Annotated in this window: 18 protein-coding genes and 1 tRNA gene; 9 read left to right on the top strand and 10 right to left on the bottom strand. The window is 60.0% G+C overall.

Features of this window, described 5'->3' with window-relative positions; all coding sequences use genetic code 11:
• Positions 1-83: 83 nt before the first annotated feature.
• The 6 genes from araD to chvE all read right to left on the bottom strand — a co-directional run bounded on the left by araD (position 84) and on the right by chvE (position 8,409).
• Entirely contained in the window at positions 84-1,823 is a 1,740-nt protein-coding gene (gene araD / locus ACMUVN_RS00425; protein ID WP_047611438.1) for an L-arabinonate dehydratase, read from the bottom strand.
• Between the two features lie 61 nt (positions 1,824-1,884).
• Positions 1,885-3,318 carry an aldehyde dehydrogenase family protein gene (locus ACMUVN_RS00420; protein WP_414814772.1) on the bottom strand — a complete coding sequence of 478 codons (1,434 nt, stop codon included), beginning with the start codon at positions 3,316-3,318 and terminating at the stop codon, positions 1,885-1,887.
• Between the two features lie 68 nt (positions 3,319-3,386).
• A complete protein-coding gene (gene araD1 / locus ACMUVN_RS00415; protein WP_414814771.1) occupies positions 3,387-4,382 on the bottom strand; it encodes an AraD1 family protein in 996 nt (331 codons plus the stop codon).
• A 119-nt stretch (positions 4,383-4,501) separates the two neighbouring features.
• Positions 4,502-5,713, bottom strand: a complete 1,212-nt coding sequence (gene mmsB, locus ACMUVN_RS00410; protein ID WP_047614346.1) for a multiple monosaccharide ABC transporter permease — start codon at positions 5,711-5,713, stop codon at positions 4,502-4,504.
• Positions 5,710-7,248 carry a multiple monosaccharide ABC transporter ATP-binding protein gene (gene mmsA, locus ACMUVN_RS00405; RefSeq protein ID WP_414814770.1) on the bottom strand — a complete coding sequence of 513 codons (1,539 nt, stop codon included), beginning with the start codon at positions 7,246-7,248 and terminating at the stop codon, positions 5,710-5,712. The genes mmsB and mmsA overlap by 4 nt, the downstream gene beginning before the upstream one ends.
• 96 nt (positions 7,249-7,344) lie before the next feature.
• Positions 7,345-8,409 (bottom strand): multiple monosaccharide ABC transporter substrate-binding protein, encoded by a 1,065-nt coding sequence (gene chvE, locus ACMUVN_RS00400; protein WP_047611463.1) that lies wholly within the window; start codon positions 8,407-8,409, stop codon positions 7,345-7,347.
• 271 nt (positions 8,410-8,680) lie between these two features.
• On the opposite strand from chvE, the gene ACMUVN_RS00395 reads away from it, so the two are divergent.
• Together ACMUVN_RS00395 and ACMUVN_RS00390 are read left to right on the top strand one after the other, a co-directional pair.
• The gene (locus ACMUVN_RS00395; RefSeq protein WP_063474691.1) at positions 8,681-9,685 is read left to right on the top strand and encodes a LysR family transcriptional regulator; all 1,005 of its coding nucleotides are present in this window, start codon (positions 8,681-8,683) and stop codon (positions 9,683-9,685) included.
• Between the two features lie 184 nt (positions 9,686-9,869).
• Entirely contained in the window at positions 9,870-10,340 is a 471-nt protein-coding gene (locus ACMUVN_RS00390; RefSeq protein ID WP_414814769.1) for a hypothetical protein, read from the top strand.
• Here the strand turns inward: ACMUVN_RS00390 and ACMUVN_RS00385 are convergent, their stop codons facing one another.
• Positions 10,341-10,622 (bottom strand): hypothetical protein, encoded by a 282-nt coding sequence (locus ACMUVN_RS00385; protein WP_063474457.1) that lies wholly within the window; start codon positions 10,620-10,622, stop codon positions 10,341-10,343.
• Between the two features lie 313 nt (positions 10,623-10,935).
• Here ACMUVN_RS00385 and iolG point away from each other — a divergent pair, with 313 nt between their 5' ends.
• Entirely contained in the window at positions 10,936-11,928 is a 993-nt protein-coding gene (gene iolG, locus ACMUVN_RS00380) for an inositol 2-dehydrogenase (protein WP_047614355.1), read from the top strand.
• A gap of 129 nt (positions 11,929-12,057) precedes the next feature.
• Here the strand turns inward: iolG and ACMUVN_RS00375 are convergent, their stop codons facing one another.
• A complete protein-coding gene (locus ACMUVN_RS00375; RefSeq protein WP_414814768.1) occupies positions 12,058-13,281 on the bottom strand; it encodes an ROK family protein in 1,224 nt (407 codons plus the stop codon).
• 229 nt (positions 13,282-13,510) lie between these two features.
• On the opposite strand from ACMUVN_RS00375, the gene xylF reads away from it, so the two are divergent.
• From xylF to ACMUVN_RS00345, 6 genes are all read left to right on the top strand, one after another.
• On the top strand, positions 13,511-14,551 hold the full coding sequence (gene xylF, locus ACMUVN_RS00370; RefSeq protein WP_097542037.1) for a D-xylose ABC transporter substrate-binding protein: 1,041 nt from the start codon (positions 13,511-13,513) through the stop codon (positions 14,549-14,551).
• Between the two features lie 264 nt (positions 14,552-14,815).
• Positions 14,816-16,129: a sugar ABC transporter permease gene (locus ACMUVN_RS00365; RefSeq protein ID WP_047611475.1), complete on the top strand. Its 1,314-nt coding sequence runs from the start codon at positions 14,816-14,818 to the stop codon at positions 16,127-16,129.
• Between the two features lie 14 nt (positions 16,130-16,143).
• The gene (locus ACMUVN_RS00360; RefSeq protein ID WP_047611477.1) at positions 16,144-16,926 is read left to right on the top strand and encodes an ATP-binding cassette domain-containing protein; all 783 of its coding nucleotides are present in this window, start codon (positions 16,144-16,146) and stop codon (positions 16,924-16,926) included.
• 208 nt (positions 16,927-17,134) lie between these two features.
• Positions 17,135-17,211 (top strand) — tRNA-Arg (locus tag ACMUVN_RS00355).
• Positions 17,212-17,506: 295 nt separating this feature from the next.
• On the top strand, positions 17,507-19,300 hold the full coding sequence (locus ACMUVN_RS00350; RefSeq protein ID WP_280817743.1) for an ATP-dependent nuclease: 1,794 nt from the start codon (positions 17,507-17,509) through the stop codon (positions 19,298-19,300).
• Complete coding sequence (locus tag ACMUVN_RS00345; protein ID WP_414814767.1) at positions 19,293-21,089, top strand: ATP-dependent helicase; 1,797 nt, start codon at positions 19,293-19,295, stop codon at positions 21,087-21,089. The genes ACMUVN_RS00350 and ACMUVN_RS00345 overlap by 8 nt, the downstream gene beginning before the upstream one ends.
• Positions 21,090-21,389: 300 nt before the next feature.
• Here ACMUVN_RS00345 and ACMUVN_RS00340 read toward each other — a convergent pair whose 3' ends face one another.
• Positions 21,390-24,848: an AAA family ATPase gene (locus ACMUVN_RS00340; RefSeq protein ID WP_414814766.1), complete on the bottom strand. Its 3,459-nt coding sequence runs from the start codon at positions 24,846-24,848 to the stop codon at positions 21,390-21,392.
• 3 nt (positions 24,849-24,851) lie between these two features.
• Positions 24,852-26,078: a metallophosphoesterase family protein gene (locus ACMUVN_RS00335; RefSeq protein WP_414814765.1), complete on the bottom strand. Its 1,227-nt coding sequence runs from the start codon at positions 26,076-26,078 to the stop codon at positions 24,852-24,854.
• Positions 26,079-26,143 lie beyond the last annotated feature (65 nt).

Below are 26,143 nucleotides of genomic sequence, written 5' to 3'. Positions count from 1 at the left end.
CCGCCATCTTCTCATTGAACAAGTGCAAAAAAGGCGGGGTGATGCCCCGCCTTTCAACGATTTCCAATCCTGGATCTACGCTGTCAGTGGCTGTCCTTACCGACAGCGTTTCCGCGACATCCCTTGAGGAAGTCGAGGTCCGCACCGGTATCGGCCCCCTCGACATGCTGCTGATGCAGGAAGGCATAGCCTGATTTGGGCAGATCGTGGTTCGGCTGCCATTCGGCGAGCCGCCGCGCCAGTTCTTCCTCGGAAATGTCGAGATGCAGGCGACGGTTCGGCACATCCAGCTCGATCATGTCGCCATTTTTCACGACCGCCAGCGGTCCGCCGACGGCTGCTTCCGGAGAGGTGTGCAGCACGACGGTGCCGTAAGCCGTTCCGGACATGCGCGCGTCGGAAATGCGCACCATGTCGAGGATGCCCTTCTTCAGCACCTTCGGCGGCAGCCCCATGTTGCCGACCTCGGCCATGCCGGGATAACCCTTCGGCCCGCAGTTCTTCATGACCATGATGCAAGTTTCGTCGATGTCGAGATTATCGTCGTTGATCTTGGCCTTGTAGTCGTCGATGTCCTCGAACACCACGGCCCTGCCCCGGTGCACCAGGAGATGCGGCGAGGCGGCCGAAGGCTTCAACACCGCGCCCTTCGGCGCGAGATTGCCGCGCAGCACGACGATGCCGCCCGAAGATGTCAGCGCCTTTTCAGCCGGCAGGATGACGTCCTCGTTCCAGTTGATGACCTCCTTGACCTCGTCCCAGACGGTTTCGCCGGAGACCGTCAGCGCATCTTTGTGCAGAAGACCTGCCTCGCCGAGCCGCTTCAGCACCACCGGCAGGCCGCCCGCATAGAAGAACTCTTCCATCAGGTATTTGCCCGACGGCATCAGGTTGACGATTGTGGGAACGTCGCGGCCGCAGCGGTCCCAGTCATCAAGCGAAAGATCGATGCCGACACGGCCGGCGATGGCGAGCAGGTGGATGACGGCATTGGTCGATCCGCCGATGGCCGCGTTGGTGCGGATGGCGTTCTCGAAAGCCTGCTTCGTCATGATGTCGGAGGGCTTCAGGTCGTCCTTGACCATTTGGACGATCCGCCGGCCGGTGAGCTGCGCCATGACCTTGCGGCGGGAATCAACGCCCGGGATCGCGGCATTGCCTGACAGTGCCATGCCGAGCGCCTCGGCCATGGAAGCCATGGTGGACGCGGTGCCCATGGTATTGCAGGTGCCCGACGAACGGCTCATCGAGGCTTCCGCCTCAAGGAATTCGGCCTGCGTCATCTCGCCGGCCTTCACCATTTCGGAAAACTTCCACAGATGCGTGCCCGAGCCGACCCGTTCGCCGCGGAAATAGCCGTTCAGCATCGGTCCGCCGGTGACGACGATCGACGGCAGGTCGCAGGAAGCCGCTCCCATGAGAAGCGACGGCGTGGTCTTGTCGCAGCCGACCAGCAATACGCAGCCGTCCATCGGTTGACCGCGGATCGCCTCTTCCACCGCGAGCGCGGCAAGGTTGCGATACATCATCGCGGTCGGCCGGAAGGTGTTTTCCGATGCCGAGAATACCGGCACCTCGAGCGGGAAGCCGCCGGCCTCCCATACGCCCGCCTTCACCTTCTCGGCGAGCTCCCTGAGATGACCGTTGCACGGGGTCATATCCGACCAGGTGTTCAGGATGCCGATCACCGGCCGGCCATCGAACAGGTCGTGCGGATACCCCTGGTTCTTAAGCCAGCCGCGGTGATAAATCACATCGCGGCTCGTGCCGCCGTACCATTCCTGCGACCTCAGCTTGCGCGGCCATTCCGCTTTCTTCTTCATCGTCTCTATCCTTCAGGATGTCGCCGGACCGCCTCGTACGGTACGGATCATCGCCTTTGTCTCAAGCCAGCGTGTAGGCGGTCTTGACGGTTGTGTAGAATTCGGCGGCGTATTTGCCCTGCTCGCGCGGGCCGTAGGACGAACCTTTGCGGCCGCCGAAGGGAACGTGGAAATCGACGCCTGCCGTCGGCAGGTTGACCATCACCATGCCGGCCTCGGAATTGCGCTTGAAGTGCGTCGCATGTTTCAGGCTGGTCGTTGCGATGCCGGCCGACAGGCCGAACGGCGTGTCGTTGGCGATGGCGAGCGCCTCGTCGTAATCCTTCGCCCGGATCACCGAGACCACAGGCCCGAAGATCTCCTCGCGCGAAATCCGCATCTGGTTGGTCGCTTCGGTAAACAGCGTCGGCTGCAGATAGAAGCCGGGTGTGTCGCGCGAGATGACCTCTCCGCCGAAGGCGAGTTTGGCGCCTTCCGACTTGCCGATCTCGATATAGTCGGTATCGGTCTTCAGCTGCCGCTCATCGACGACCGGGCCGATATGGGTGCCGGCCTTCAGCGCGTTGTCGACGACCAGCGTCTTCAGCTTGTCGGTGAGTGCTGCGACGAACTTGTCGTGAATGCCTTCGGTGACGATCAGGCGCGACGAAGCCGTGCAGCGCTGGCCTGTGGAGAAGAAGCCGGAATTGGCGGCGGCCTCGACGGCGACGTTGAGGTCGGCATCGTCGAGCACGACCATCGGGTTCTTGCCGCCCATTTCCAGCTGGAACTTGCGGTTATGCTCGATGGAGGCAGCGGCGACGCGCCGGCCGGTGCCGGTGGAACCGGTGAAGGTGATGCCGTGAACGTCGGGGCTTTCGAGCATCGCCTGGCCGACGACCGAGCCCTTGCCCATGACGAGGTTCAGCACACCCTTCGGCAGCCCGGCGCGGTTGAGGATATCGACGATCGCCCAGGAACAGGCGGGCACCAGTTCGGCCGGCTTGAAGACGATGGTGTTGCCGTAGCAGAGCGCCGGCGCGATCTTCCAGGCGGGAATGGCGATCGGGAAATTCCACGGCGTGATGATGCCGATGACGCCAAGCGCCTCGCGGGTGATCTCGACGCCGATGTTCGGGCGAACCGAGGGGAGGACCTCGCCGGCCAGCCGCAGCGCTTCACCGGCGAAGAATTCAAAAATCTGCGAGGCGCGGATCACTTCCCCGGTGGCTTCCGGCAGCGTCTTGCCTTCCTCGCGGGCGAGCAGCGCCCCGAGCTCGTCCTTGCGCGCCATGATCTCGTCGCCGGTCTTCTTCAGGATGACGTGACGTTCCCAGATGCCCGAGCGCGACCACGCCGGGAAGGCGGCCTTGGCGGCGGCAACGGCGTTTCTCGTGTCATCAGCGCTGCCGTCGGCATAGAGGCCGACGACTTCATTCGTATCCGACGGGTTGATGTTCTTCGTCGCGTTCGAGCCGACCCATTCGCCGGCGATCAGGTTTTGATAAATGGTCATGGGCTTAACAAGCCTCCTTTACCGTTTACGAGCATGACTCGGCCACCGAATGCGGCCACGTCTTGAATTCAGAGCTGCCGGACGGCGATCTCTTCCTCGGCGGCCACCTCAAGCGGATTGCGGAGCGGCAGGCCGAATTCGGCGACTTCGATCTCGAAGACGTCGCCCTCTTCGGTCTTGACGCCGTCGGCAAAGGAAAGGGTCGCCGTGCCGAACATATGGACATGAACATCGCCCGGCACACGGAAGAGGCCGTATTTGAAATGGTGATATTCGAGATTGGCGAAGGTGTGCGACATGTTCGCCTCGCCCGACAGGAACGGCTTTTCGAAGATCACCTTGTCGCCGCGCTTGATGCGCGAGGTGCCGCGGATATCGTCCGGTGCGGCGCCGATGCGGATTTCCGGACCATAGGCGGCCGGGCGCAGTTTGGAGTGGGCCAGATAGAGATAGTTGATCCGCTCGGTGACGTGGTCCGAAAACTCGTTCGACAGCGCAAAGCCGATGCGGAACGGCGAGCCGTCCTTGGCGATCACGTAAATGCCAGCCATTTCAGGTTCTTCGCCGCCGTCGAGCGCGAAGGACGGCGAGATCAGCGGCGCGCCGGGGGCTGCCGTGCCATAGCCGTTGCCCTTGTAGAACCATTCGGGCTGCACGCCCTTTTCGCCGGCCTTCGGCTTGCCGTTCTCCAGCCCCATCTTGAACATCTTCATCGAGTCCGTCAGGGTTTCCTCGGCGGCTTCGGTGGTCTTCTTATGCATGGAATCGCGCGTTGCCGCCGATCCCAGATGTGTCAGGCCGGTGCCGGTCAGATGCAGATGGGCGGCATCGGGATGGGTGATCGGCGGAAGGAAGCGGCCTTCCGCATAGGCCTTTTCAAGATCGACGGCATCGCCGTAGCCATGCGCCTCGATGACCGCGGCAAGCGACTTGCCGCCGTCTGCGGCTTCCATCGCCAGCGCATAGACGCTGCCGGCATTGTTGACCGACTTTGCAGCGCCGCCCGGCTCACGCACGGCGACGACGATCTCTCCGTTGGCACCTTTGATCTGGGAAATAAGCACGTCTTCGATCCTTCTCGTTTCGGCGAAGACAGGAAAAAGCTCCGCCTGTCCGGCTCCATCAGGAGCCGGAATCCATCATTCATATGACTGCGAATGCCTGGCTGGCGCTTCGGAAGCGCTCAGCCCTTGTTCTTATTATAGACGTCGAAGAACACGGCGGCGAGGAGCACAGCGCCCTTGACCATCTGCTGCGAGTCGGTGCCGAGACCGTGGATCGACATGCCGTTGTTCATGATGCCCATGATCAAAGCGCCGATGACAGCGCCGGTCACCTTGCCGACGCCGCCCTGGGCGGATGCGCCGCCGATGAAGCAGGCAGCGATCACGTCGAGTTCAAGACCGAAGCCGCCCTTGGCCGTCGCCGAGTTGAGACGCAGCGCGACGATCAGACCGGCCAGGCCGGCGAGCAGGCCCATATTGGCGAAGGTCAGGAAGGTCAGCCGCTCGGTGTTGATACCGGAAAGCTTCGTCGCCTTCTCATTGCCGCCCATGGCGTAGATGCGGCGACCGATCGTCGTACGGCGGGTAATGAAGGCATAGGCAGCGACCAGAACCAGCATGACCATCAGCACGTTCGGGAAGCCGCGATAGATCGACAGCTGATAGCCGAGCGCCAGAATGGCGAGCGTGACGAGGGCGTTCTGGGCAAGGAAGAAGCCGAGCGGCTCGACGTCGTTGCCATGCTTCTCATTCGACAGACGCTTGCGCCATGCCAGATAGAAGAGGGCGACGGCGCCGACGACGGTGAGGATGATCGAGGTCGAGTTGATGCCGCCCATATCGAAAGCGTTCGGCAGGAAGCCGATGCTGATCAGCTGGAAGGCCGGCGGGAAAGGACCGATGCTGGTGCCGGTCCCCGATGCCGTCATCACGAACAGCGTCAGGCCGCGGAAGACCAGCATGCCGGCCAGCGTGACGATGAAGGACGGAATCTTGTGATAAGCGACGAAATAGCCCTGGATGCCGCCGACAAGCGCGCCCATGGCAAGACATACGATACCCGCCAGGACATAATTGGTGTGCCATTGCACCGTCATCACGCCGGCAATAGCGCCGATAAAGCCGACGACGGACCCGACCGACAGATCGATATGGCCGGCGACGATGACCAGCAGCATGCCGAGCGCCATGATGACGATGAACGAGTTCTGCAGAATGATATTGGTCAGGTTGAGCGGCCTGAAGAGAACGCCACCGGTCGAGAACTGGAAGAACACCATGATCGCGATGAGCGCGATGAACATGCCATATTCGCGGATGTTGCCGCGAACATAGTCTCCGATGGAGACGACACGCCCCTGCTCAGCGATGGGTTGATTGATCGGTGTCATTGCTTCTTCTCCCCTGAGCGCATGATAGCGCGCATGATGGTTTCCTGGCTTGCTTCTCCCTTCGGCAGTTCAGCGACGATGCGTCCTTCGTTCATCACGTAGATGCGGTCACAAGTGCCAAGCAGTTCGGGCATTTCCGACGAGATCATCAGAACGCCCTTTCCATCGGCGGCAAGCTGGTTGATGATAGTATAGATTTCGTATTTTGCGCCAACATCGATGCCGCGCGTCGGCTCGTCGAGGATCAAAACATCGGGATTGGAGAACAGCCATTTCGACAGCACCACCTTCTGCTGGTTGCCGCCGGAAAGATTGACCGTCTCCTGGAAGATGCTGGAGGAGCGGATGCGCAGCTTCGAGCGATAGTCGGTCGCAACCCGCGATTCCTTGACGCTGTCGATGACGGACGCATTCGACACCGCCTTCAAATTGACGAGCGTCGTGTTGTGCAGGATCGTGTCGTTGAGCACGAGGCCGAGCTGCTTGCGGTCTTCGGTAACGTAAGCGAGACCCGCGTCGATCGCCCTGCGCACGGTGCTGACGTCGACCGGCTTGCCGTGCATCAGCGCCTCGCCCGAGATCTTGTGGCCATAGGCCTTGCCAAACAGGCTCATGGCGAATTCGGTGCGCCCTGCCCCCATCAGGCCGGCGATGCCGACGACCTCGCCCTTCCGGACGGTGATGTTGATATTGTGCAGAACCTGGCGGTCGCGGTGCTGCTGGTGATAGGCGTTCCAGTTCTTCACTTCGAGAATGGTTTCGCCGATCGGCACCGAACGCGGCGGATAGCGGTCTTCGAGATCGCGGCCGACCATGTTGCGGATGATGATGTCTTCGCTGATTTCGTCCGCGTGACAGTCGAGCGTCTTGACGGTCATGCCGTCGCGCAGGACGGTGATCTGGTCGGCGACCTTGCGGATCTCGTTCAGCTTATGGGAAATGATGATCGAGGTGATGCCCTGCTTGCGGAACTCCATCAGCAGGTTGAGCAGAGCGTCGGAATCGCTTTCGTTGAGCGAGGCCGTCGGCTCGTCGAGGATAAGCAGCTTCACGCTCTTCGACAGCGCCTTGGCGATCTCGACGAGCTGCTGCTTGCCGACGCCGATGTCGGTCACCAAAGTGTTCGGAGATTCCTGCAGGCCGACCTTCTTGAGCAGCTGCTTGGTACGGTTGAACGTCTCGTCCCAGTTGATGACGCCGCTCTTGGCATTCTCGTTGCCGAGGAAGATGTTTTCGCCGATCGACAGCAACGGCACGAGCGCCAGTTCCTGGTGGATGATGACGATGCCGATTTCTTCGGAGTCCCTCAGGGCCTTGAAGTTGCGCGTCTCGCCTTCATAGACGATGTCGCCGTCATAACTTCCGGTGGGATAGACGCCTGATAGCACTTTCATCAGGGTCGATTTGCCGGCCCCGTTTTCGCCCACCAATGCGTGGATCTCACCCTGGCGAACCTTGAGGTTCACGTTCTCCAGCGCCTTGACGCCCGGGAACGTCTTGGTGATGCTCCGCATCTCGAGGATGGTATTGTCCATAGTCAAAGTTCCAGCGCCCCCAGCCGTTAAATGGCCGGGTAATCATAAAATCGAAGGCCGGAACCCGCAAGCGCGGGCTCCGGCCTCCTGCTCAAGTTACTTCAGCTTGTCTTCGGTGTAGTAACCGCTGTCGACGAGGATCTGCTTGTAGTTGGTCTTGTCGACGGCAACCGGCTTCAGCAGATAGGACGGAACGACCTTGACGCCGTTATCGTAGGTCTTCGTGTCGTTGACTTCAGGCTCCTTGCCGGACATCACGGCATCGACCATGGCAACGGTGACCTTGGCGAGTTCGCGGGTGTCCTTGAAGATCGTCGAATGCTGTTCGCCAGCAATGATCGACTTGACCGACGGGATTTCAGCGTCCTGACCGGTGACGATCGGCAGCGGCTGGGCCGCAGTACCGTAACCAACGCCCTTCAGCGAGGAAATGATACCGATCGACAGACCGTCATAGGGAGACAGGACGGCATCGACCTTGGCATCGGTGTAGTTAGCCGAGAGCAGGTTGTCCATGCGGGCCTGGGCCGTTGCCGGATCCCAACGCAGCGTGCCGACCTTGTCCATGCCGGTCTGGCCGGACTTCACGACGAGCTTGCCGCTGTCGATGTAGGGCTGCAGGACGGACATTGCGCCATCATAGAAGAAGAAGGCGTTGTTATCGTCCGGCGAACCGCCGAAGAGTTCGATGTTGAACGGGCCCTTGCCATCCTTGAGGCCGAGGCCGTCAACGATGGAGCCAGCCTGCAGAACGCCGACCTGGAAGTTGTCGAACGTTGCGTAGTAGTCGACGTTGCCCGAATCGCGGATCAGACGGTCATAAGCGATGACCTTGATACCGGCGTCGTGTGCCTTCTGGAGAACGTCGGAAAGCGTCGTGCCGTCGATCGAAGCGATGACGAGAACCTTGACGCCCTTGGTCACCATGTTTTCGATCTGCGAAAGCTGGTTCGGAATGTCGTCGTCGCCATACTGCAGGTCAGTGCCGTAACCGGCAGCCTGGAGCTGCTTGACGATGTTGTTGCCGTCGTCGATCCAGCGAGCCGAAGCCTTGGTCGGCATCGCGATACCGACAGTGCCCTTGTCCGCGGCGAGCGCCGGCGCAACGAACGAAGCGACGCCGAAGGCAGCCGCAGCCATCAATGAGATAATGGATTTCATTTCTCTCTCCCTTGTTAATAGAGCAGCGGACGAAAAATCGCCCGCCCCGAAACTGTGGCAGGTTCCGTATTGGATAGTTACTTCAGATGGTGAGAAACGAAGTAGGTCTCCTCCACGATCTCACACGTGTTGAGTGCCAACCAGCACACGGCGGCAAACTGGTATGGATTCCTATAACTGTCAAATAGAATAAGTGCTAACGTGCATAACAATTTTGGTATATCGTTAAAAAGTATTACTTTTGATGGAGCGCAGCGAGGAGGCTGCAACCATGACGATTGTTTCCGAGCCATTTTCGATGGACTACGTCGATATCCACAGTGATAATTTCGGCGATGACAGCCTTCTGCGTGCAGGACTTAAGCTGAATCACCTGCGGATGATCGTCGCAATCGAAGATAGTGGACAGATTTCCGCAGCTGCGGAAGTCCTGAACATCTCGCAGCCCGCCGCGTCGCGCATGTTGTCCGAAATGGAATCAATCACCAAGACATCGCTCTATGAGCGCGTGGCCCGCGGCGTGGTGCTGACGACCTTCGGCGCAGCGCTGGCGCGCAGGGCCCGGAAGATCCTTCTGGAGCTGCGCGAGGCGAGCCGCGAGATCGGCGAGTTGAAAAGCGGCAAGGGCGGCTCGGTCTTCATCGGTTCGGTGACGGCGCCGGCCATGAGCCTCGTCGTCCCGGCGATCAACAAGGTGCGCAAGGCCTATCCCGGCATCGAGATCAACATCCAGGTGGAGACGAGCAACGTGCTTGCCCGCGAGCTGCTCGCCGCCCGCCACGACTTCATCATCGGCCGCATCCCCGACGATCTCAACCCGCGCCTCTTCGAGGTGACGGAGATCGGCATCGAGCGGGCTTGCCTGATCGTGCGCGACCGCCACCCGCTGATGAAGCAGAAGGTGAGCAGCCTTTCCGACGTCCGGGATTATGACTGGGTGTTCCAGCCGCCGGGCACGCTGCTGCGCCGCACGATCGAGGACGTTTTCCTGTCGCGTGGCGTGGCGCTGCCTGAGAACATCGTCAACACCTCTTCGCTGCTGCTGACCTGCGCCATCATCTGCGAGACCGATGCGATTGCTCCGGTCGCCGTCGACGTCGCCCAGTTCCTGGCCAGCCAGAGCTCGAATGCCTCGGATGTGCGCATGCTGCCGATCGATTTCGACATCAACGTCAAGCCCTACAGCATGATCACGGCGAGGGAACGGGCGCTGCCGCCGAGCGCAAGGCTGCTCTACGACATCATCCTCGAGGAGAGCCGCAAGCAGGCCGGCTGACAAGCCGGCTGACAAGCCGGCTGACAAGCCCGCAAGCCCTGCGCCATCTTGCTCTCTTTTAATGCGCCTGGAGCAATTCCAGCAAAAGTGTGCCGCGGTTTTGCGTCCGGAATTGCGTAAAAACAAAGAGATAGAGCATTTCCGTGATTCGAAGAAAAACGGAGATGCTCTCAAGGAAGGCGTGATGCTGTTCGGGCAGTCGGTATTTCAATCAGTCCTCGAGCGACTGAAGGCGGAGGACGAGACGGCCGAAGACGCCGATGCGCCGGCCGCCCATCGCGTCTCCGGCCTCGGCACCGGGCTTGCCTTCGATGTCATGGAGGGCGTCTCGGCTGCCTCGCAGCACGTCGGCCAGGCCTATTTCGACAATCTGGATCTCGATGTTAGCGCCGGGGTCGTGGAAAAGCCGGCGGCTGCGCCTCCAGCCGAGCCCGCCATGCCGGATCATCTCGCCCGCACGACACCGCACGAGGTTGCCGCCGAACTGGCAATCTCCGCCGCCGATACGCCGCTGACACTGCGCGAGAAGCGCCGCGCCTTCGCCCGGGCCAATCATCCCGATGGCGTCGCGCTGCCCTTCCGCGACAATGCGACGAAGCGGATGATGCTGGCCAACCTGCTGATCGACGAAGCACTGCGCCGAATCGGCCGCTGACTATTCCGCGGGCCCGTCCTTCGAAGGTTTTTCAGCGGTCGCCGCGGGTTCGTCCTCGTCCTCGGCGTCGGGCTGCACGGGTGGCTCGATGACCGGCGGCTGCGGATTGAAGGTCCAGAACAACATATAGAAGGAATAGGCGCCTGCCCCGCCCGCGAGCACGCCCCAGAACGGATCGCCGGTGACGAATTCGACCACGGCCCAGCCGAAGCAGACGGCAATAATGGCAACACGCACCCAAAGATGACGGTATGCCGGATGGTTCGGATCGATGATTTGCATTCCTGCCCCGCGGTCGCATATGTCGCACTGCCTTCGGCCCGTGCTGCGATTGTCTCTAGAACCTTTCCTGATCAGATTAAAGTATTCTCTTGGCTGAAAGGCCGGGCATCTTTACGCCAGGATCAGAGGCTATCGGCTTTACCCCGGGCAAAACCTGCACTCGCGGAAGACGTCAATCCGACCAGGAAGGCTCTGGTTCGAATCTTGCAAATGTGAAAGATCCGCGGGCTTGACGTGGTCCGCAGAAGATGGAATGAAAATTCCAGATTTTTGGCAATTCGGTTTATTTGTTCCGAATTCAAGGGAGGTTAGAATGACAGTGAGATTTGGTCTTCTCGGCGCCGGCCGCATCGGCAAGGTCCATGCAAAGGCCGTCAGCGGCGACGCCAATGCGACGCTCGTCGCGGTCGCCGACGCCTTTCCGCAGGCTGCCGAAGCGATCGCCTCCGCCTATGGCTGCGAAGTCCGCACCATCGAGGCGATCGAAGCCGCCAAGGATATCGACGCCGTCGTCATCTGCACGCCGACGGATACACATGCCGACCTGATCGAACGCTTCGCCCGCGCCGGCAAGGCGATCTTCTGCGAAAAGCCGATCGATCTCGACGTCGCCCGCGTCAAGGCCTGCATCAAGGTGGTGGAAGAGACCGGCGCCAAGCTGATGGTCGGTTTCAACCGCCGCTTCGACCCGCATTTCATGGCAGTGCGCAAGGTCATCGACGACGGCAAGATCGGCGATGTCGAGATGGTGACGATCACCTCGCGCGACCCCGGCGCGCCGCCGGTCGATTATATCAAGCGCTCCGGCGGCATCTTCCGCGACATGACGATCCATGATTTCGACATGGCCCGCTTCCTGCTCGGCGAAGAGCCGGTCTCGGTGCTGGCGACTGCCGCCGTACTCGTCGACAAGGCGATCGGTGAAGCCGGCGACTATGACAGCGTCTCGGTGATCCTGCAGACGAAATCGGGCAAGCAGGCGGTGATCTCCAACTCCCGCCGCGCCACCTACGGCTATGACCAGCGCATCGAAGTGCATGGCGCAAAGGGCATGGCTGCGGCCGAAAACCAGCGCCCTGTTTCGATCGAGGTGGCAAACGGCGACGGCTACACCCGCCCGCCGCTGCATGACTTCTTCATGACCCGCTACACCGAAGCCTATGCCAACGAGATCGCAGCCTTCATCGCCGCGATCGAGAAGGGTTCGAAGATTTCTCCCTCAGGCGCCGATGGCCTCGCAGCGCTGGCGCTCGCCGATGCCGCGGTTCAGTCGGTCAAGGAAGGCAAGCTCATCAAGATCGGCTGACGGCCCTCTCCCGACCGGAAGCCATGCATGAGATGGCCGGGCATTTGCCCGGCCATTTCGCGTTTGGTGGCGTTTGACTCTATGTCGGAGAGAGGACACCTGCTCCCCATGCATTTCAGCAACGCGCCCTCATTCCGCGCTCTGTACGCCCGAGAGTACGATATCCTGATCGATCACCGATAGCGCCCGGTTCAGATGGCCTTCGAAGACGAGGATCTGTTCTTCGGGGACCACCCTGATTTCGGGCATGCCCTCCATGCGCACGACATGCGATTGCCCGAGGCCCTCTTCGATCCCCTGGCGCAGCAGGTCGTAGTAACGTGTGCCCGGGCCGGTGATGGCGATCGGCATGCGCTCGGTCAGGCTCAGCATGCGCGACAGGCCGTTGCCGAGCGCCAGCCCTGCCTGGCGGAAAGCGAAGGCGGAGATGCGGTGACCCTGGCGCGCCTTGGCGGCGATCTTGTCGAGTTCCGCCACCGGCACGAATTTGGCCGGGATGGTATCGAGCGGCACTTCGAAGGCGCTGCGCAGAATGGCGTAAAAACCGGCATAGGCCTCGATGCAGCCGCGCGTGCCGCAGCGGCAGAGGCCGCCATTGGCCATATGCAGCATGTGCCCGAAATTGGGGGCCGAGATCTCCTGGCCCGTCTGGTTGCCGCGCCTGACGATGCCGAGGCCGATGCTGTGGCCGAGCGAAAGGGCGGCGAGCGAGCGGAAATCGGCGCCCTTCATATTCTCCTCACGCGCGCCGAGCGCTGCGGCGACTAAAAGCGTCTCGTTATCCAGGATCACCTTGGCCTGCCATTCCGGCCGGAGCGCCGATTCGAAATCGATCTGCTCGCTGCCGAAGATCGGTGACCACAGAAGAACCGGCTCGGTGGAGTTGACCAGCCCCTTGCTGCTGATCGAGATCAGCAGCACCTTTTCCTGCGTAATCTTCGAACGATCGAGAATGCGCGAAAGCCCGGCGCGTACTGCTGCGACGAAGCGCACGGCACCCGCCGGATCGTGCGAACGCTCCTCGCTGAAGCGGTCGATCAGCTTGCCGGCATAATCCACAAGCGAATATTGCACCGCATCCGAGGAGATGATGACGACGATGAGATAGCCGCAATCGCGCCGCTGGCGCAAAAGCACGCGCGGCCGGCCACGCCCGCTTGCCGGCTGCTGCTCGGATTTCTCGATGATCTGGGCTTTTTCCAAGTCGGCGGTGATCGCGGAGATGGTGGCTGAGGAAAGCCCGGTGGAATCGGATATTTCGGTATGGGCGAGCGCGCCGTGGCGGCGCAGCACGGACAGCACGAGCACGCTGTTTCTCTGCCGGACCAGCTCCGTGCTCGACTTGGTCAGCATGAATGCCGCCCTCTCCTCCTGCTTGCTCTTCCCGTGGTTTCCACTGCATCTCCGGTCGCTGTTGCGCAAGCGAATTAAGCCGGTAGTGCAGTGTTGACAGTTGAAAAAATCTCTGACACTAAATTTCTCGACTGTCGAGAAAAAAATCCAAATCTTTCCCGACAGGCTTTTTCGCGGTGGCCGGAGGAAGCATGGGCTGGGCCGGCCGCAACTCACTCGGGAGGACATTATGAAGTCTATTTTCAAATTGATGGCCGGTGCTGCCATCCTCGTTTCCGTACATACCGCTGCCATGGCTGCCGATCTCGTCGTCGGTGTTTCCTGGTCGAATTTCCAGGAAGAGCGCTGGAAGACGGACGAAGCCGCCATCAAGAAGGCTCTCGAAGCCAAGGGCGCCAAGTATATTTCCGCTGACGCGCAGTCTTCTGCCGCAAAGCAGCTCACCGACGTCGAATCGCTGATTTCGCAAGGCGCCAACGCGCTCATCATCCTCGCTCAGGACTCCGACGCGATCGGCCCGGCCATCGAAAAGGCCGCTGCTGAAGGCATTCCGGTCGTCGGCTACGACCGCCTGATCGAAAACCCGGCTGCCTTCTACATCACCTTCGACAACAAGGAAGTCGGCCGCCTGCAGGCTGAAGGCGTCTTCAAGGCCAAGCCGGAAGGCAACTACGTCTTCATCAAGGGCTCGTCTTCCGACCCGAACGCCGACTTCCTGTTCTCGGGCCAACAGGAAGTGCTGAAGGCCGCGATCGATGCCGGCAAGATCAAGAATGTCGGCGAAGCCTATACCGACGGCTGGCTGCCGGAGAACGCCCAGCGCAACATGGAGCAGTTCCTGACCGCCAACAACAACAAGGTTGACGCCGTCGTCGCTTCGAACGACGGCACGGCCGGCGGCGCGATCGCAGCGCTCGACGCGCAGGGTCTTGCCGGCTCCGTTCCGGTTTCCGGCCAGGACGGTGACAAGGCGGCGCTGAACCGCATCGCTCTCGGCACGCAGACGGTTTCCGTCTGGAAGGACAGCCGCGAACTCGGCAAGCGCGCCGCGGAAATCGCTCTCGACCTCGCCGGCGGCAAGGACATGAGCAAGATCGACGGCGCCCAGGCTTTCAAGGGCGGCCCGAAGGGTGTTGAAATGCAGTCGGTCTTCCTGAAGCCGCTGGCGATCACCAAGGACAACCTGAACGTCGTCATCGACGCCGGCTGGATCTCCAAGGCGGAAGCCTGCCAGGGCGTCAAGGCCGACAGCGTCGCTGCCTGCAAGTAAGCCAGGGCTGTAACTGAAATTGCCGGCGCCGCAGCGCAACACCGCTGCGGCGCCGGACGCGGATGAGAATTCCAACGACGAAGTTTTCTCCGCCTCGCCGCACCATCGCGGGTTTTCATTCCCTGCCGGAAGGGTGTCGCGACGCCACGCGACCGGTTTCCGCAAGCATCGCGATGGCTAGTTGAAGAACAGACGCATGACGCCGATGGCAGATTCGGGCACGCCGGCGCGTCCGTCCAAACACAGTGGGGGAACGGCAAACCCATGGCCGAAATGGTAAAATCCACAACATCAAGCGGGCCGCGAACGGCGGAAGCCAATCCGGTGACCCGCTTCTTCCGCGCCACCGAGATCGACACGCGTCTGCTCGGCATGATTGGCGCGCTCATCATCATCTGGATCGGTTTCCACATCATCACCGGCGGCCTGTTCCTGACCCCGCGCAATCTCTGGAACCTCTCGGTTCAGACGACCGACATCGCCATCATGACGACGGGCATGGTGCTGATCATCGTCACCCGCAACATCGACCTGTCGGTCGGTTCCGTGCTCGGCCTCTGCGGCATGATCATGGGCGTGACGCAGGCCAAGATCCTGCCGGAATATATCGGCTTCGACAGCCCCTTCACCTGGGCGATCACGCTGCTGATCGGCATCGCAGCTGGCTTCCTGATCGGCGCCTTCCAGGGCATCATCATCGCCTTCCTGAACGTTCCCTCCTTCATCGTCACGCTCGGCGGCCTGCTCGTCTGGCGCGGCGCGACCTGGCTCGTCACCAGCGGCCAGACGGTTGCGCCGATGGACCAGACCTTCCGCATCATGGGCGGCGGCGCCGAAGGCTCGATCGGCGCCACCTGGAGCTGGGTCGTCGGTATCGGCGCCTGCCTCTTCGTCATCGCCAGCATCGTCGGCTCACGCCGGCAGCGCCGTCGCTTCGGCTTTCCGCGCCGGCCGATGTGGGCTGAATATTTCCTCGCCATCCTGAGCTGCGTGCTCATCCTCGGCGCGGTCTCAATCGCCAACAGCTATTACTGGCCGATCAACATCGCCAAGAAATATGCCGAGACCAACAATATTCCCTGGCCCGAGACCGGCCTGGATATTCCCTACGGCATCGCCGTGCCGGTGCTGATCGCCATCGTCGTCGGCATCATCATGACCTTCATCGCGACACGCCTTCGCTTCGGCCGCTATGTCTTCGCGATCGGCGGCAACCCCGAAGCGGCCGAGCTCGCCGGCATCAAGACCCGCTGGGTCACCGTGAGGATCTTCGCGCTGATGGGCGTTCTGGCCGCTATCGCAGCCGCGATATCAACCGCCCGCCTCAACGCCGCAACGAACTCGCAGGGCACGCTCGACGAGCTCTACACCATCGCCGCCGCCGTCATCGGCGGAACGTCGCTGGCAGGCGGCACCGGCACCATCGCCGGCGCCATGCTCGGCGCGCTCGTCATGCAGTCGCTGCAGTCGGGCATGGTGCTCGCGCATGTCGATACGCCGCTTCAGAGCGTCGTCGTCGGCACCGTCCTTGTCGTGGCGGTCTGGCTCGACACCGTCTACCGCGCCCGTGCCAAGTGAGAGGAGCCCTGGATATGGCTGATCAACGCACTCCCCTCGTGGAACTGAAAAACATCTCGATCGCCTTCGGCGGCATTCACGCCGTGGACAATGCCTCGGTCGATCTCTACCCCGGCGAAGTGGTCGCCCTGCTCGGCCATAACGGCGCCGGCAAGTCGACGCTCATCAAGATCCTCTCCGGCGCCTACAAGCGTGATGGCGGCGAGATCCTGATCAACGGCGAGCCGGCCGACATCCGCAATCCGCGCGATGCCAAGAAATACGGGATCGAGACGATCTACCAGACGCTCGCCGTCGCCGACAATGTCGACGCCGCCGCCAACCTCTATCTCGGCCGCGAGCTGAAGACCCGCTGGGGCACGCTCGACGACGTGGCGATGGAGGCCTCGGCCCGCGAGGTGATGGGGCGGCTCAACCCCAACTTCAAGCGCTTCAAGGAACCGGTGAAGGCGCTTTCGGGCGGCCAGCGGCAATCGGTGGCGATCGCCCGCGCCATCCTCTTCAACGCCCGCATCCTGATCATGGACGAGCCGACGGCGGCACTCGGGCCCCAGGAGACGGCGCAGGTCGGCGAGCTGATCAAGCAGTTGAAGAAGGAAGGCATCGGTATCTTCCTCATCAGCCACGACATCCACGACGTTTTCGACCTCGCCGACCGCGTCTCGGTGATGAAGAACGGCCAGGTGGTGGGCCACGCCCGCACCGAGGATGTGACCAAGGACGAGGTCCTCGGCATGATCATCCTTGGCAAGGTGCCGCCAAAGGCGATCCCCGGCCCCGGCGCCATGCAGATCTGACCGCCATAAGGCGACAGTCCATAACAATCATGCTCCGCCGCCCGCAAGGACGGTGGAGTTTTTTTATGTGGCGTTCCCTGGGGCTGACGGATAAAAACACCCGTCAAACTGCAAGCATCGGTATTTCCGAGAATTTCGCGATTGAAGCCAGCCGCAAGCTAGGCTAAGAACCACCCATCGGACAGGCGATTCAAACCGCCTTCGGCATGCACCCGTAGCTCAGCTGGATAGAGTGTTGGATTCCGATTCCAAAGGTCACAGGTTCGAATCCTGTCGGGTGCGCCACCGTTTTGAAGGCTGACTCATAGCCATAAGCTTCGCCCTAGTAAGATCGCCTAGGTTTGCGCCTCAGAGCGTTGGTCTGGCAGTTTCTCCGCGATAGGTTTGAACCTGAACTATATTGCGGCCGATCACGCCCGATGATGCAAGCGGCAAATCACCCCCCACGGACGTTTATGCCCAGACGCTCTGGATGCATTGCCCTTTAACCAGATGCAAACGAAGCGACCCTGCACACTTTCAAAAAAGCAACCGTTCCGAGAATCGGGTATCTTCCCGACGGATTAGGGCGGGAACCTTCATGTACCTTTCACGGATTGCGATCGACAACTTCAGGAACTTCAGAAATCTTGACGTAACCCTCGCAGGCAATGTCGTAGTCGTCGGAGAAAACCGCGTTGGGAAATCGAACCTCCTTTACGGTCTCCGCCTGATCTTCGATCCATCACTACCGGACAGCGCGAGGGAGCTTCAGCTTGGTGACTTCTGGGATGGCATAGATGAGTTCGATCAAGACACCCGAATCAAGATTTCCGTCGAGATCATGGATTTCGAAGATGATCCGGATGTCCTCGCCGTTCTCACGGATTTTCGGATTCCGGGCGACCCGCAGACGGTTTCACTGACGTTTGAATTCAGGGCGAAGTCCTCCTTGCTGAGGGCTCCGGCGAGCGAGAAGGACTTCGAGTTCGTTTGTTACGGCGGCAGGGATCCGACAAGGAAGTTCGGCTACGATGTGCGGAGCCGGATCACGATGGATGTGCTGCCAGCTCTTCGCGATGCCGAGGGCGACCTCGCAGTTTGGCGCCGCTCGCCACTTCGACCCTTGATAGAGTCCGCGTTCGCCACCATCGACCGCGATGACCTGCAGAGTGTTGCCGACCAGATAGAGGCAGCTACCGGACAGCTCATGGAACTCGAAGCGGTGTCCGATCTCGAGGACGACATCGCCCAATCATTTCGCGCGATGAGCGGAGACCGACAGGACGTCAATCCCACTCTCGGTTTCTCGGCCACCAATGCCTCGAAGCTCCATCGACAGATCAAGCTGCTGATCGACTCCGGAGAGCGTAGTGTCGCGGAGGCCAGCCTTGGTTCGGCCAACCTGATCTTTCTCACATTGAAGACGATGGAGCTTCATAACTTGATCGCGGGCGACAAGCGGGATCATTCGCTGCTCGCGATCGAGGAACCTGAAGCGCACCTCCATCCGCATCTTCAGAGGCTCGTCTATCGCAGTCTTTTCCAGGATGCCGGTCCGACCGAGGGGGATGAGGACGATCCTCCCATGTCTGTGATCATGACGACGCACTCGCCGCACATTGCCAGTGTTGCGCCAGTCCGATCTCTCGTTCTGCTTCGCGAAGATGAAAACGAGACTGTCGGATGCTCGACCGCGTCACTCGAATTGAATACTGACGAGGCCGATGATCTCAGTCGCTATCTCGACATCACCCGCGCAGAGATGCTGTTTGCACGTGGCGTCATCCTGGTCGAGGGCGACGCCGAACGCTTCCTGATACCCAGGTTTGCCGAGGAGCTCGAATTCGATCTCGACGGGTTGGGTATCACGGTCTGCTCGGTCGCCGGAACGAACTTTACCCCGTACGCGAAATTTCTCGAGGCGCTGAAAATCCCATTCTCGATCATCACCGATTTCGATCCCGATGGTGACAGAGGCCAGAAACGAACTGTGGCGTTGGCCCGGCTGTTGGATGGCATGCGAACCAAGACGTATGACGAAGAATACTTCGATGAGCTTCTTTCCACGCGTGATTGGGACCGTTTCGATGAAAGCATCGAGGAGTTTGGGGTATTCACAAACAGCGACACGTTGGAGGTGGAGCTTTTCAATGGCGACTTCACTGCAGCGATGATCGCCGGGTTGAGGGAAGGAAACTTCGGCGACGTTCGGACGGCGCGGATTGACGATTGGGAGGCTGACCCGGACACCATGGAGCCCGATAAACTGCTGCCCCTGATCGAAGCCATCGGCAAAGGGCGCTTCGCACAACGCCTGAGCTCCCGCATTGCGGGCATCGAGGTTCCCGGCTACATCAAGCGCGCGATCGAGCACGTGGTCGACCGTGTCTGACGCCTCTCTTTATCTCGCGGCAGCCGAAGAACTGAGACCGAACCCGGCCCAGTGGCAGGCCTACCAGTCAACGGGCCATTGTGTGGTGCTCGCGGGGCCGGGAAGCGGCAAGACGAAGACCATGACGATCAAGTTGGCCCGCATCCTCAACGAGGATGTCAAAGCGCCACGCGGGGTGGCATGCATTACTTACAACAACGAATGCGCCCGCGAACTGGAAGATCGTCTCGCTGCCCTCGGCGTCGAGCCCGGGAAGCGCGTCTTCATCGGCACCGTGCATTCCTTCTCGCTGACGCAGATCCTGATCCCATATGCGGGTTCGCTCGGCGTAGGACTTCCGGCACAGTTCCAAGTCGCGGACACGCAGCAGAGGGGAATTGCGTTCGCCCGAGCGTACCGGGAGGTGATCGGCGGCGCCGGAAATCCGGAAGATTTTCGGTTCGGCATGGATTTCCACCGCCGCAGATATCTAGATCGCACGCATCCTTCCTGGATCAATGCCAACCAGCAGCGTGCAGCTCTCGCCGCGGCCTACGAGGCCTCATTGCGGGAAGCGGGCCTCATCGATTTCGACGACATGCCGCTGTTGGCACTGAGGGCTCTCGTTGGGAATCCATGGCTTCGGCGCGCGATTCTCGCCAAGTATCCGGTCCTCGCCGTCGATGAATACCAGGACCTCGGCACGGCTCTCCACCAGATGGTGCTGGGATTATGCTTCCGAACGGGGATCCGGCTCCTCGCAGTGGGCGACCCCGACCAGTCGATCTATGGATTCATAGGCGCAAGACCCGAGTTGCTGCGGCGGCTTTCCGGGCGCGACGATGTCGAGACAGTCACGCTTGGCCTCAACTACCGAAGCGGCCGCAGGATCGTAGCAGTCTCAGAATACGCCCTCGGGGAGGCTCGCGGGTACCAGGCTGTGGATGGCGCGTCCGAGGGTACTGTCTACTTCCATCCAATTACCGGGAATTATGAGGGACAGGCCGCATGGCTGTTTTCCACGCTGCTCCCCGGCATCGAAGCGCGAAATCCTGGCATTCAACGGGGCAACATCGCGATCCTGTATGCCGCGGCATTCATTGGAGATGCGGTAGCTGCGGCAGCCGCAGAGCACGGATGGTCCTTTGTCCGAGCTGATACGAATGCTCTGTATCCAAGATCTAGCAGGATCATGCGCTGGATCGAAAATTGCGCGCACTGGTGCTGCGGGGGATGGCAGGCGGGTGAACCCCGGTGGGTGAGGATCGCATCAGCAGCGATGCGCATGCTCTCGGAGACCCTCACCTCGGATGGTGATCGATCGCAGTTCAAGCGTGCGCTGATGGAGTTTCTGTGGGCCAGGCGAGATGGCTCGCTCTCCTTTACGGTCTGGCTCCGCGAACTTGATGCACAAATTCTCCAGGCGCCTGCGATCGGATGCAGGACAATTTCAGACGAAATTGCGATCATGAGGGCGCTTGCTTCGCGCCTGGAAGGAGACGCGGATCTCGCTGACGTAACTTTGGGACAGTTCTTCGGGGTTGGGCAAGCGAATGACCGGATTAATCTAAGTACGCTCCATAGCGCAAAAGGGAGGGAGTTTGACGTCGTCGTCATGTTCGGGATCGATGAAGGTCGAATTCCCAGAGCAAATCCGACACCGAACGACGTGATCGAGCAGCGGCGCCTGTTCTACGTCGGCTTCACCCGCGCCCGATCTGAAGTACATCTGGCCTGGTCCGCCCAGAGGCCTTCGCGTTTCATCACCGAAGTAGACGAACGCATCAGCGCCGAAGCCAACTTTCCCTAATACGCAAAACCGACGCGTTGGCGACCCCCGGCAAACCTGACGTTAACACGAACGCATTTATCGTCTTCGAAAGTGACTTGTTCGCCGCCGGCGATGACGATAGTAGCCGCGCTGCGTGATCGCAGTGCCCAATGAAGTTCGACACGCCCAGAAGGCCCCATGACTCTGATGACGCCCGGCCATTGGATGCAACATCGGCACGCGATATCCACCCTCCCAGTCCGTCGCCTTCTCGCCGCGGAAATGTCTTTAACAAGGCCCTGCATAGTTGATTGCAGCGGTCAATCTCGACGCATCTGGTTAGGTTGACGCGACACGTTCAAAGCTGATGATATCAACATCACCTCGCAGCAACTCATTCGCGATCTCGACAATCTTACCTTCGTGTGTGAACAAAATTGGCTGGAACGCCTGCCCTCCCGATGCCAGAGTTCTCAACCCGGAAGCCTTGCGCTCGTCATCGAACGACTGAAATACGTCGTCCGTTATGAAAGGCAGTGGCTCGTTGCGGCTGCTGAAGTCGTCGATGAATGCCAGACGGAAGGCTAGGTAAAGCTGATCTGCGGAACCTTCGCTAAGTGCTCTCGTCGGGAGCCTCTCACCGTCGGCTCGTTCTGCCTTGAGCCTTATCGCATCCTGATCGTCGAATTCCTGCACCAAGCGAACAAAGGAGCCGTTCGTCAAAGTGGAGAAGTACTCGCTTGCCCGCGCGAGCAGCGGATCTGCCTGTGACTCTCTGTAGCGTTCCAAAGACGTCGATAGCAGTTTTGAGGCGAGCCGCAGAATAGCCCACTGACGGGCCAGATCCTGTGTCTCTTGTTCCGCAGATGCCTTGTCGAAAGCAGCCTGCTCCGCGCTCATTCCTGTTTCGAACGACTCTTTTGTCGATGCCAGTTCAGCGAGTCTTCCCTTGAGCTTGCCGAACATGTCGAACTGTTGAGTATCTTCGGCCGCCAGCGCCTCGATCTCCAAATCTGCGGCGACGCGATCGAAGTCGTTCAGTTTCACCCGGATGTCTTGTTCGCTGACGCCTCTTGAATGCAGCGACAGCCTCCGCCGACTGTCGTCGAGCTTCTCGACCACGACACGACGCCTTCCGAGACGCTCGAGAAGTGGCTTGCCGTCCATCTCCACATTCACGCGAGCCAACTGAGCAGTTACATCCTGACTGATCGACTGGCGTTCTTCTGCTATCTGCTGAAGTTCAGCGGATACTCGCTCCCGGCTTGTAGCAAGATGTCGGTCACGATCCTCGGCGGATTGTGCCTCGCTCATTCGTTTGTGGAGGAAATCGACAGCAAGCAGCGGAGCAAGTCTGGAAAGATCGTCGCCGATCGATTTGCATACTGTAGACAGCTTCTCCTCGAACTGGTCGATGTTGCGTGTCATGCCGTCCACGCGACGCTGCCTGTTCTGTCTTTCGGCGTAGCAGCGTGGGATTTCTTTCCAGACCTGGATTGCAGCCTCCGCCATCTCCAGGGTTGGAGCATTATCGAGGCCGAAAGCTACGCATGTTTCAAAGAATTGGCATTGCCACTCATCAACTTTCTTAGCCAAGGCAGCAATCTTGCGCTCGCCGTCAGTAATATCCCTCTCGAGCGCCTCCTGCCGCGCGCGCACCATGCGCCGCTCATCCCACGCCTTCGCCAATTCGCTCAGTTTTGCCTCCACTAGCCTGACATTCGACGAAAGCGGACCGCCAAGCGTGGCATCAATCCCAAGGGCGGTTGCGATGCTCGCGAGTTCAGATGTGACTTGGACATTCCGGCTTTGAAGAATGCAAAGCTGATCTTCAAGGTCCCGGGCGCTCTCTCGCCTATTGGCGATGGCATTGATGCTGCGGAGCCATTTGCCCATCTGATCAATGTCGAGAACAGGAATTCCTGCATGGTCGAAAAGTCGCGAAAACGCGGCCAGTATACCATCCTGCTGATTGCGCGCGGCCTCAAGTTCGAGATCTCCGGCACCGATGTCACTATCGATTCGAGCCAACCTGAGCGTTAGCTCCGAGTGGTGGGCGGTTCGCTCAGCTTGCGAAAGTGCACCGTCCGACAGCTTGTCCGCCTCGCGAACGAGCCTGGGCAACGCATCGTCCCAGAGCTTGCCGGTTTGAAGTCCCACAATGGCCTCATCGCGAACAGCCCGCGCCTCTTCGATCATCGAGCGCGTAATGAGGTGCCTATCATCTTCGAGGTCCGAGATGAGCTGTGTTACGTCCTCACGCTCCAAGCGCCGCTCTGCCTGCTTTTCCCGGGCACGTTTCAGACGGTCGAAAGCTGCAACAAGATTCGGGCGATGTTTCTCCAACTCAACTTCGTCCGGAAGAGGAAGCTTGAGAATGCTTTCGATATCCTCGACCGGAGGAGCCAGGCGAGCCTTCGCCTCGCCAATATCCTGGTATGCCCTTGCTAGCGCGGTATCGATCTCGTCAATCCGTTCCATCGATCGGATATCTGGCTGGAGGGCATCAAGGCGTTCCTGCAGAGCCCTGACATCCAGAAGCGTACCGACGTTTTCGGTTCGCTGCATGCGGGTGAACTCCGACCTCTGGTCTTCCAGGTGCTGCCGCAGGCTCGTCTCGACGCGTTTCATCTCGTTGCCATCGCGGATAAGACTGTTGAGACGATTGATTTGAGCATCGGTTGGCTGCGACTGAATGAGTGTTTCGACCGAACCCCTGTGACCCGCTCTTCGACCGAGACCAGCAAGCTCAAGATCGAAATCCGCCACCTCTGCGCGGACTCTCGCGAAATCGGCCTTCGCTTGAGAATACGCCACTTTTTCCGTGAGGAGTTCGTGGATTAAGTCGCGCTGCTTCAAAACGGCAGGATCGAGCTGCAGTGCCTCAAACTCGCCCCGAATGCGCTCGCTCGTCTCGAGGGAGGCAGCCTCTCGTGTGGCAAGTTGCTGGAGCCGCTCCAGTTGTTTTTCAAGCTGTTGCTCGATTTCCTTGGGAACTGCGGCGATCTCGTCAAATTCCGCCAGTCCGGCCAACTCGACATCGACATCGGTCAGAAGCGGTTCGAGCGTCCGTAGGTTCTGTAGAAGATCAAGACGCGTTTTCGTTCGTAGACGGGCATGCGCCAGCTCTTCCAACTGGCGCTCGACCTCACGGATTTCATCAGAAAGGCGCTTCCAGTCGGGCGAACGGAGTTCATGAACCTTCTCGGACTGCCGCGCAGCCTCGTGACGATCGAGGGCCTGGTAGAAGGCCCGGTCCTTCGACTTTCGCTGAGAGAAGATCGCGTCAGCCTCACCGTCCAAGCTCTTACGCAACTGAGTGAGCCCCGTTAGTCCGGACGCGGCCGAGAACAGGAGGCGGCCGATCTCGCCATCGCCTGTCGCCATCTCCTCGCCCCCTTGACGGAGTCTGGTGGAATCCATTCCGAACGCCTTTTCAAAGACTGACCGGTTCACCCCGCCGATAAAGGGAGAAAGGATATCATCCGCGAGAGCTGTCTCTTGTTCCGAGTTGGAGACCAGTGTCGCTTTGCGGCCTTTCCTGCGCCGGAAATCTATCGATTCTCCGTCGCGTCGGGTCAGGCTCGCGCCAACTCTGAGAATAGAGGGCTCGAACTTGTGCAGTCCGGCGACCTCGTTCTGAAAGCCGAATAAGAGGTCGGATAGGGCACGCAGCATGGTGGACTTGCCCGCCTCGTTCGGCCCGTAAACGATGTGCAACTTGGCATCCGGCCGAAATGGGATGGATCGGTCAGAAAGTGATCCGTAGCGGAGAAGATCAAGCCTATCGAAGCGCATGGTTCAGCCCGCGACCGCCATGCGTGCCAGAAGCAGTTCCCGCGCCTCTTTCAGCAGTTCCAGATTGGTAGCCCCAAGCGGACTGTCGTTGGCGGCGAGTCCCCCTGGCATTTTCGGCAAGATTTCCATCAATATCTCATCGACATGGATGGCGTCATCCCCATGAGCCTCTAGCGCTTTGAGAAGTTCAACTCCCGCAAAGGAGTTCTCAGCGGCGGCCAGCGTTGGGGAGAGCCGCAACTCTAGTTTTTCGATCCAGATATCACTATAGGCCCGCTGACAGGCTGCCAGCACCTCGTCATGCCATTGCGCTCGATCACGCGCCAGGTCGTCATAGAACGCACAGGTCCCAGAAATCCGAATGCGTGCGGCAACTGGCTTGCCGTCGAACTCCGCTAACATCCGGGTCGCTTCTTCCTCGATCCGCTTCAATACATCCACATCGAGGTCTCCCTCGCTGACTTCGATGCCGATTGAGATGAATCGGGCACTGTCCACGATAAGGCGATCAACGGTCGCAATGCCATCATCAACCGTGACAAGCACTGCACCCTTTGCGCCTTGCTCCCGGATGCTTCGACCTTGGAGATTACCCGGGAAGACAGCCATAGGATCGGAAGCAACTATCTCAAATTCATGGACATGACCCAGCGCCCAATAATCGTAAGCGCGCGAGCGCATATCGTCGATCGAGCACGGCGCATAGGCCTCATGGCCTTCGCGTCCCGTCATCGAGGTATGCAGAACCCCTATGTTAAACCAGCCTGCGATTGCCGAAGGATAGCCGATGGCTAGATTTTCGTATGCCGCCCGGTCTGAAAAACCCTGTCCATGGAGAGCAATCTTCTTTTCCTCGATGAGGAAGGTAGCGGGCTTGCTCGTTGTAAATTCGTGCACGTTGTCGGGCAGCGCGATCGTCTTGGTAATCACGCTGGCAGCATCGTGGTTTCCACGTAGCAGGTAGACTGGAATTCCCGCCCGCTGCAGCCGCCCCATTTCGCGGTTGAAGAACAGACCAACCTTGTTGTCCTTCCAGTCCCCGTCATAGACGTCTCCTGCAATAACCACGAAGTCGACGGCGAGTTCGACCGCACGGCTGACCAGCAGCGTTAAAGCCTGCCTGGTCGCCCTCGAGAAAAGCGCAGCGAGCTGTTCATCCTTTACCGAGAGGCCTCGGAAAGGGCTCCCTAGATGAAGGTCAGCGGCATGAATGAATCTGAACGAGGTCACGACTCTTCTCTGTGTGGTGCTTCATGCTCTACGTTAACGCGTTCATTTTCCGCGGGTAGCCAAAT

The organism is Rhizobium sp. IY2 (genome assembly GCF_047532935.1).
GTDB classification, from domain to species: Bacteria; Pseudomonadota; Alphaproteobacteria; order Rhizobiales; family Rhizobiaceae; genus Rhizobium; species Rhizobium anhuiense.
This window is presented reverse-complemented; position numbering and strand designations above follow the sequence as displayed.